Source organism: Rheinheimera sp. (assembly GCF_020217005.1).
GTDB lineage: Bacteria > Pseudomonadota > Gammaproteobacteria > Enterobacterales > Alteromonadaceae > Pararheinheimera.
The window spans coordinates 1-10000 of the sequence record NZ_JAIWOI010000378.1 but is presented as its reverse complement, the minus strand read 5'-3'; the positions used below and the strand labels follow the sequence as shown (position 1 = coordinate 10000).

Annotated in this window: 4 protein-coding genes and 1 pseudogene; all 5 read right to left on the bottom strand. The window is 46.8% G+C overall.

Annotation, left to right across the window (positions count from 1 at the left end):
• A pseudogene (locus tag LDL40_RS18720) lies at positions 1–734 on the bottom strand (alpha-glucosidase domain-containing protein); the annotation flags it as partial.
• 48 nt (positions 735–782) lie between these two features.
• The gene (locus LDL40_RS18715) at positions 783–2279 is read right to left on the bottom strand and encodes a tryptophan halogenase family protein (protein WP_300997017.1); all 1497 of its coding nucleotides are present in this window, start codon (positions 2277–2279) and stop codon (positions 783–785) included.
• A gap of 101 nt (positions 2280–2380) precedes the next feature.
• Complete coding sequence (locus LDL40_RS18710) at positions 2381–5236, bottom strand: TonB-dependent receptor (RefSeq protein WP_300997016.1); 2856 nt, start codon at positions 5234–5236, stop codon at positions 2381–2383.
• Positions 5237–5670: 434 nt separating this feature from the next.
• Positions 5671–9657 carry a pullulanase-type alpha-1,6-glucosidase gene (gene pulA / locus LDL40_RS18705; RefSeq protein ID WP_300997014.1) on the bottom strand — a complete coding sequence of 1329 codons (3987 nt, stop codon included), beginning with the start codon at positions 9655–9657 and terminating at the stop codon, positions 5671–5673.
• Between the two features lie 71 nt (positions 9658–9728).
• Positions 9729–10000: TonB-dependent receptor (locus tag LDL40_RS18700; protein WP_300997013.1), on the bottom strand; the 272-nt coding region annotated here is incomplete at its 5' end.

The window sequence follows — 10000 nt, the reverse complement described above, 5'->3', positions numbered from 1 at the left end:
AGCGGTTGTTTGCCTGTGACTGTGACATATTGCTCTATTAACCCGGGATAAGTAGCTGCCGCCATCACTATGTAAGAAGCGCGACCTGCCACAGCTTCAAATTGCAACACATCTTTTTCTGTTTTGCCTAAGTCGACAAAACCACTGGCGCTGTTATCAAACAGCAGCAGATATTTTTTACTCGACAGCACAGCAGGCAAACCAAAATACATTTGCTGTGCTTCAGTGGTGTAGCCATAACTGGCTTTGTTGTACAAAGGCAAACGCTGACCACGTCTGTCCATGCCCACCACACGCTGACCTGTACCTAACAGCTTTTCGTCTTGCTGCAACTTAAAGCGAAAACCTCGCAGAGTTTCATGAGCAAAAAAACCATGCTCTTCCGCCAGTATCAGCTCATCACCGCGGTAATAACTAAGTTGGAAGGGAGCTTTATTAATCCGTACTTTCAGATCTGAGGTCGCAAATTCAAGCGATCCACGTTGTTCAGTCAGGCTAGCTGCCAACTGTTGATCTGGCAAAGCCAATGCGAAAGACGGCAATTGTTTCATACCAGTTTTTTGGTATAAAACTTCGACACTGCCTTTACTTTTAAAACTCAGTGATACCCTATATTCATCGGTTTGAAGCTGCAGCTTATTGTCCTGCAACTGATGAGACTGATAAGTAGCAGCATGAACTACACAACTCAGCTGCAAGGCAGAAAAAATAAGCCAGAAACTAAATAATCTCATATAAAATCCTGTATCAGGCCGGTCCATCATCAGAACAGGCGAACTGCACTAGTTTGTTGAAGCTGGGCAAACACGACGCAAAAATTCATCATGTGAAAACAACTTGGCTAGCGGCTCTTGTTTAATGGTTTTTATGCTTTTGAGCATTTCTTTGAGCTGGGTTTCAGAGAAACTATCTGCCAAAGGATGGTAATCGCGGGGTAACAAGCCCTGACCTAACATCACTTGCAGCCAGGAGGCATCATGGAACAAATCATGTTGCTCGCGGAAAATGCTGCCATCGGCCTGAAATAACTCAATTTTGTGTTTTAACGAATCAGGGATCTGCAGTTGCCGCATGTCACGCCAAAACTGACTGTCGGTTCGCTCTGTGACATGGTAATGCAGTAATAAAAAGTCTCTGATATAAACAAACTCAGCTTCAGATTGTTTGTTGTATTCAGCTTGGGTGGCTTGTTCTACGCCGTTATGCGGAAACATTTTCAGCAGCCGCACTATGCCCGACTGCACAAGGTGAATGCTGGTAGATTCCAGAGGCTCAAGAAACCCACTGGCCAGGCCAACGGCAATCACATTATGGTGCCACTGTTTGCGGGCACGGCCTGTTTTGAATTTAATCAGTTTAGGATCAGCCAGCGCTTCGCTCTGTAAATTGCCAAGCAGCAGGTCCAAAGCTTGCTGCTCTGTGTAATGAGCGCTGCTAAATACCATGCCATTGCCATTCCTGTGCTGCAGCGGAATTCGCCACTGCCAGCCAGCTTGATGCGCTATGGCTCTGGTATAAGGCAACGTCTGTTCAAAGCGTGCCGTTGGTACAGCCCATGCTCTGTCACAGGGTAAGAAGTGGCTCCAGTCGTCATAGCCAACACCTAGCTTACGCTGTAGTAACAAACTAACGAAACCTGAACAATCAATAAATAAATCACCTTCTACTTCACGACCATCTTTGAGCAACAAACTTTTGATATGGCCATTTGGATGTTGAGTCACCTGCTCCACTATACCTTCGGTACGCACTACCCCTAATGGTTCGCTAAACTTCCGCAGGAAAGCTGCATATAAGCCAGCATCAAAATGATAAGCATAAGGCAATTCCAGTATCGGGTCTTTCGCGGTAATAGGGGCAAATTTGCCCTCTTCAGCACAGAGGTAATTTAAATCGTAATGCCAGATAGGAGTCATATCACCAAATTGTTGTCTGGCCCTCAACCACAAGTGATGAAAATGACAAAAACTCAGACTGCGGCCTGGTGCACCAAAACTGTGATAATAGCTCTCGCCCAGAGCCCGCCAGTTTTCAAACTTAATGGCTAGTTTAATTGTAGCTTTTGTTTCGCGCAGAAAGTCGGCTTCATGGATACCCAACACCTGATTTAACAGACGGATGGGCGGAATTGTAGCTTCCCCAACTCCTACCGTAGCTATAGCATCGGACTCAACCAGCTCGATATCAATCACAGCACCTAATACTTTTTTCAGTAAAGCAGCACTCAGCCAGCCTGCGGTGCCACCACCCAGTATCACTACTTTTTTTATTCGATTCATGCCTGTTCCCTAAAAAAAGACCCAGCCTTCGAGGCTGGGTCTTAAACAGAGTTTGTCAGTTGTCGGACTGCGCTACAGAACCGACACAAGCTCAGCCTGTATTAGAACTTGTAGTTTAAGCCTAACAGGAAGTTACGGCCAAAGCTCTGGTACTGAGTGATCTGACGGGAATCACCAGGGTTATTCTGGATGGTTTTCTCATCCGTTAAGTTCTGACCTTGTAATGAAATACGCAGGCCATCCAAAGCATCTATGCCAGACTCGCTGAAGTCATAACCGATTTGGGCGTCCCACAGCTCACTACCCTGGTCGACAGTTGGAGACAAGCTTAAGCTCAAACCGCGGGTTTCAGTCGCAAACTGGTCACGTTTAGTACCAGAAACACGAACTTCGAAACCAGCGCGCTCATAATAAGCAGTCAGAGTGTAAATCTCCTCTGATAAACCTGGTACACGACCACCATCATCTAACTCACCGTCCATAAAGGTGGCACTGGCAACTAAACCAAAACCGTCCAACACTTCGTCAATGATGTCAAAAGGTACACTTGCCTGAACTTCATAACCACGAACAAAACCAGTTAAACCGTCCTGACGAATATCCAGACGACCCAGGAAGGTTGCTGGTGGTGCATTAGGCGGAGTAGCCTGAGCTGAAGTCTGGTGGTAACCAGGGATATAATAATCAGAGAAATCATTGATTAAAGTAATGTTACGGTGCCAGTTTTTCAGATCTTTATAGAAGAAACTTGCCGCAATAAAACCGTTGTCATGGTAGTAATTCTCATAAGATAAATCGAACTGGTCTGCCTCTAACGGCTTCAGCTCAGAGTTACCCGCATTACCTGCAAAGGCACTATTTAACGGATCATCATCCAGTATATTGGTGTCATTGAAGTTGAACGTCACCTGACTGTTTGGACGTAAGTCATCCATACGTGGGCGGCTCATTACTTTGGACACAGCAGTACGGATGAACTGACTGTCTGCGACTTCAAAACTCAGGTTCATGCTTGGTAACACATCAGTGTAATCAGCACCACCAGAGACAGGTATAGCATCGGTGTAACGGTCGCTACCCGAGGACGCATTAAAACCAAAACCTTCCTGATCAGACTTCACAATTTGTACACCGATATTACCAGTCACAGGGATAGAACCCGCTTCTGTATTAATATCTAACATACCGTACAGTGTGCTGATCTTTTCTTTGATCTCATAGGTGTCACCAAAACGACCATTTTCCAGGAATGCGGCATCAGTTGAAATGTAATAGCCATCGTTATACAGCGCTAAGCTGTCATACGCCAATACGCCATTGATACCCACAAAGCTTAAGTCAGCTACACCTAAAACGTTAGGAATTGCATCTGAATTTGGCCAGACGTTAGCGGTCAGGTAAGCACCATTATTGACTTTGCTCTTGCTACGGTCTTTGTAAACAAAACCAGTTTCTACGCCTGTGAAGATGCCCCACTCTACAACGCCATTAAACTGCAGGCGCACGCTATCCAGCTCTTCTTCAAAAATAGGTTTATTAACAAAACCATCCTGAGCTGTAGTAGGACCAAAACCATTGCCAGTATCCTGGAAAGCTGGAACAGGAGCTAACGAGCCACCCCAGGCCTGAGGACCAGCTAAACGAATTAAGGCAGGGTTAGTCAGATCTACAGGAGCTATAGTAGGGTGAGCACCAAACATGGCACCAGAAGAGGTCATTACCCATGAACGGGCAATAATAGGTCTGTTATCCGGCCCTGTACCACCAGCGCGACCTACACCAGAGTAACTTTCCACATCGGTAATAGTTTTATCTACTTTACCAGTCGACAGATCCAGCTCAGTAGTCCAGTTATCGCTGATGTTGTATTCCAGATTCAGGCCAAAAGTTTTCAGCTCTGCGTCCTGTTCACGGGCATCGTTACGGATCACAGAGAAGAAGCCGTTGTGATAAGCCGCAGTGGCTAAACCATCCTGTACTTCAGTGATGGTGTAGGCTCCAGTACCCCATTCCGCCATACCTTCTTCCAGGCCACGACGCGCGTCAGTCTCGTTGAAATCGATGTAAAGGGCATCAAACTTCACTTTTAAATCGTCGCTGGCATCGTATTCTATGATGGTGGCAATGGAATCACGTTTCAGCATAGCTGAACGGGTAAAGGTATCATGACCGCCTAAAATAAAAGTGTCATCCGGTACTGTGACGCCCGGAGCACCTTTAGTGGTTGCAGCTTCAGGATAGCCCCAGCCACGGAACTGCTGTTCCTGACGCGGTGACTCGATAGAAGATAACACCAAAGCGAAACCTAATTTGTCATCTGCAAATTTATCAACATAGTTGATAGAGGCTTTATGACCGTGATCATCAAAATCCGGGTTACCCGCTTCCTGATCGTTTTGCTCGTAGTTTAAGTTCACCACAAATGTATCTTCTGCAGTCAGAGGACGGACTGTCTGTAAATCGACAGTACCACCTATGCCTTGCGCCATCAGCGTCGCATCAGGAGTTTTGTAAACCATTGCAGTAGAAACAATTTCTGAAGGATACAGGTCGTATTCAACACCACGGTTGTCACCCATACCTAATAATTCACGACCATTTAACGAGGTGCCCACGTAGTTTTCGTTGAAACCACGCACAGACAAACCACTGGTACGGCCATTACGGCGTTCACCAGCTAAACCTGGCAAACGGGCTAAAGATTCGGCCACGCTGGTATCTGGCAGCTTACCTATGTCTTCTGCTGACAGTACTTCAACGATGGAGTTTTCGCTCATTTTTACAGCCTGAGCTTTTTGCAAACTGCCACGGAAACCTGTGACCCCTATCACTTCAATCTGTTCTTCTTTGGCAGTTTCGGCTTTTTTGCTCTGGTCGGCTTGTTGTGCATAGCTGTAGGAGCTGACTCCCGCAGTCGCAATCGCCATAGTGAGTATGCTTAACTTAAATTTATTCATGCCCTTATCCCCGGATTTGTTTGTTTTTTTTGTTCAGACTTATATCTGTCTGGTAGTTGATATTAATCTGACCCTACTAGTTAAACTTATCGCCGCCAATGTTCAACATGAATACGTATTCACCTTAGGCTATGACGCCCCTTTGCAGAGCATTGATGAAATTTTGCATGGTATTGGTGCAAACAACCCATTGGATTGCCTGATTTATTTGTAAGACAGGATCAGAGCCAATGCTCCAAATTAATGCAAACTTAGCTGACTACAGTGACTTTGCAAGCTTCTATGCAAGACAGGCTGAATAGGTCTGGCATCAAGACGTTACAGTCGCGACTCCAAACCGGATAAAACCTGAAGTGCAAAAACCGGATCTAAAAACCCAATGAAAAAAGGCTGTAATTCGTTACAGCCTTTTTCATCGGAGCCAGGACAGACTTTTACTGCGCTTTAACTACCTTAAGTACAGGGGCTCCGGGGGTAGCTGCATTCAGACTGAATTTATAATCAGCCTGTTCAGTAATCTGTAATTTCAGATTGGCTCCGCGGGCAGTCAGGGTTTTGTCTGCCCCCAAAGTGACATTCTGATCCGCAGCGCCAAAATCAACGGTGGACCAGTCCGCCGAGGCGATTTTGAACTCATGATCAGCAGCAGCAAGATTAACGGTCAGGCTGTAAACTCCAGATCCTTCATATTGCAGAGGGCTATTTTCACTCCAGCCATTCATGCTGCCACGCAGATACACTGAGGTTTGAGCATAAGGTACGTACTCAGTGACAGTGATCACCGGCGCCTCAGGATTGATTGCGTTAACGCTGAAGGTATAAGTTGAAGTTTTGGGCAGACTGATTTTTAAGTTGGCTGCTCCGCGGCTTAAAGTTTTAGCCGCGCCCAGGGTCACTTGCTGGGCCGAAGCACCAAAATCAACAGTAGACCAGTTTGCCGAGGCAATTTTAAACTCGTAATCACCAGCGGCAATAGTCATGCTGACACTGTACACTCCATCGCCGTCGTAGCTCATCGCATCAGTTTCACCCCAGCCATTCATAGCGCCACGGACATAAACTGTGGTTAAGCCGTAAGGCGGTATATCGGCGGCTCCCATAGTGGCATCCGCTTTTAAGCCCTCACCCTGCTCACCTTGCTGAGGTTTAACGAACACCGCTGCTGTATATGCCGGTACGGTAAAAGTACCTTCTGTTGCGGCTTCTGTAAAACTGGCCTGCTGTACCAGATCATCTGCTGAAGTGGCCTGTACCTGATGTAACACAAAACCTTTGGCAGTGGCCACTTTGTGAGATTGCTCTGCAGAAGTCCCGTTAATCACCACCACCACAGCATCAGTTTCCGGGTCGATATCCGTCAAGCCGAGGCCGTCATCTATGCTCATCACTATCAACCCTGGCTTCATCGCTTTACCAATATTGTGAAAGCCAACACGGTCCATAACATCCTGGCCCGTTGTTAAACGAAACAGCGGACTACTTTTTCGAATTTGCAGAAATTCATTAAATACATCAGAAGAGAACCGTATTTCATCTGGCCCGGCTTTGGTATTAGATTTGGTTGCAACAGCTGCAATAGTAGCCCAGTTTGCACTGTTGTCCTGAGCCAGAGGCAAACCTACGTTCCAGTTATTGCTTTCTTTGCTGAAATCAACAAAGTTGAACCAATCACCTGAGTCATAGCTATTGCGGTCCATGGATTTAGAACGCAGTAAATCATCCCCCATCTGAAGGAATGGAATACCCTGACTTAACAAGGGAATGGCTAAAGCTATAGTATTGACCCTTACCCTGTTTTCCAGACTCAAATCTACACCAGCGTTATGCAATTCCAACTGAAGTTTGTCCCAGATAGCTTCGTTATCGTGTTTGGACACATAGTTGATAATATCGGCCGGATCTGTGGCATAACCTGCTGGCTGACTATTCCAGCTGACGCCGGACGCTGTGCCTGTATTGCCTCTGTAATCTTTCAATACGAAGTCTTTTAAAGTGCCGGCCAGACCAATTTCGATAAAGTTCTGTTGCTGCTTCTCTGCGTCTTCACCATGGTCGCTAAACAAAGCTGCACTGCGCACCGCATCCCTGATCCTGTCGTTAAAGGTCCCGACTTCGGTTCCGGCCATATTCGCCTGACGAGCCTGTTCAAACAAACGGTCGTTCGCCACCTCACCGAAATTCCAGCCTTCGCCATAAAAATAGGTATCCGGATCAACTGCGCGCACTGCTTCACGGGCGGCCAAAATAGCAGATTTAGGATGATGACCCATAATGTCAAAACGGAAGCCGTCAAAGCTGTATTCACGGGCCAGCAACACCAGCGAGTCTTTGACAAATTTATCCATCATTTTGTGTTCAAGCGCTGTATTTTCACAGCAGGTTGAACGCTCAATACTGCCTGACACCGGATTGTATCTGTGGAAATATCCAGGCACTATTTTATCAAAGACCGAGTTATCAAAAATGGCTGAGGAATTAGTGTGGTTGTACACTACGTCTAACACCACACGGAGTCCGATCTCGTGCAGAGCCTGGTTCATAGCACGCATTTCTTTAATACGGGCCACACCTTCAGGATTAGACGCATAACTACCTTCTGGCACATTAAAGTGGTGAGGATCATAGCCCCAGTTAAAGCCATCTGTTGCACGCATATCAGCCACTAACTGCTGAGCCAGTTCGCCAGACGGCTGATAGGACTTCAGTAAATCCGCCAGTACTGTCGCTGCGTTTTCTTTGCCGCAGACTTTAGCCGCAGCATTAACAGCACATAACTTGCCGACTGTGTCGGTAATTTCCACTCTTTTGCTGGCATCTTCATTCACAGTCGCCATATCGGTTGCAGGCAACATATGAAAATGCGTTACACCACTTTCAGCCAGTTTTTTCAGATGCATCACGGGAGCACTGTCCATTTCAGTAAAGGCCAGATATTTCCCTCTATTGGCAGCGCTGACACTGGTGTCACGAATACTGAAATCCCGGATATGCCCTTCGTAAATCACTGTATCCTCAGGATTCTCTATAGTCGGAACAATCTGATTAGCCCAACCTTCAGGTTTCAGATCCTCATCTGCCAAGTTTACAAACTGACTGTACCGGCCATTGGTTGACAGGCTGACTGAATAGGGGTCTGTGGCCTCTACTGTCTCTATCTTTTTAGTCGCAGGGTGATAGGCTTTGACTTCAAAACGGTAGAAGTTGCGATCCAGACTGGCCTTAGTGCCGCTATAACTCCAGATGCCGGTAGCGGCGTCCAGGCTCATAGTCTGGGTAGAAGTCAGAGTTTTTGCTGCGTTATAGAGTTTTAATGCTACATTTTGTGCTGTTGGCGCCCATACAGAAACTTTTACTGTGTTGCCGTCATAGACGACGCCTAGTGTAGCTTCATCTGCATCGGCATCCCCGCTGGTGTAGAGGTGGTCCAACACTTTTGCTGCCTGCACATAACTGGCCGCCGACAACTTGTTGTCTGCATCGTAAGCCGACAACACAAGTTGGTTTTTCAACACAGCCTTGACTTGCGCCTCCGTCATACTGCTGCGGTATGCAGGCCAGTTGGCCAAATGAGGCACCATGGCTTTTTGCTGATCTGTCAGTTCTGTCGCTTCTAACACAACAGTGTCACCGTTTAACTTGTCATCTGTATCTATCGCCAGATTTGCTGTCGCTGAATGATGTAACTGCACTTTAGTGGCAATAGCTCTGTCAATATTCCAGACAAAAGTACTTGCATCCAGCCAGTGAGCCGCGGAGTCCGCAATAGACACACCCAATGCCAACAGAGGAAATTCAAAGACCGAATTCACACCAGAAAAGGTAAAATTCATCCGGGCAAATTTTTCGTCTGATTTCGGCCCTAATGGCATTTTCTGATCGCCCCCCCCCATTTCTTTACCAGCATCATCTGTGCCTTTGTGGATAATGAAATTACCGCAGGCACCTGCCACTCCGGCCACGCCCTCTTTTAACTCCAGAATCCAATAAGCACCGTAGTTGGGGTCTACTCCATTGTGTATTAAACCGTTGTCCCATGACGCCGCCAGGGAGCTATCTTTGTAAACCGAGCAGGCATCGTTGTTCCAGGTATGTAATCTGTACCCTTCGTAGTTTCCGTCGGCCCTTTTATAAAATAAGGCCGCCTGAGTAGTTCCTGGGAAAAACACTGGTGCCGGAGCATTCGGATCCACCCCTACTATACAAGTCTCGTTTTTCGCATCAGGCACAGTAGGTGCCTTACACTTTATCGGTGGGGGGTCAATACAGGCAGTGCCTGCTGCATTTGGAATTTGTGGCACATTACAGGTCAGCAGTTTGCTACCGCCTTCCACTGAATCACTGCCACCGCCGCCACAAGCAGCCAGTGTCAGCGCAGCCAACCCTAACAGGGCTAGCTTTAAGCTATTTGTTATCTGAAACATAAGTCGTGCTCCAATCAATTCTTGTTATGAGCACCCGCTCTGAGGCTGGGTGCCGAAGTCGTCACCCGGGGTCAGAACTTGTAGTTCGCTCCAACAAAATACTGGCGACCAAAAAACTGGATAGTGCCTGTATTGGCTTCGTTACCAAAATAACTCTTGGTCGGTTCATCCGTCAGGTTGTTCACCTGAAACAGGACACCAAGGTTGTCATTTATCTGGTAAGAAGCCTGATAATCAATCACAGTTTCACCATCGAAGTTCACCGTCTGAGCTTCAATAGCCACTTGTTCTGACACAAAGTTGTCCCGATAGCGGCCACTAATACGGGTTTCAAACCCTTCGT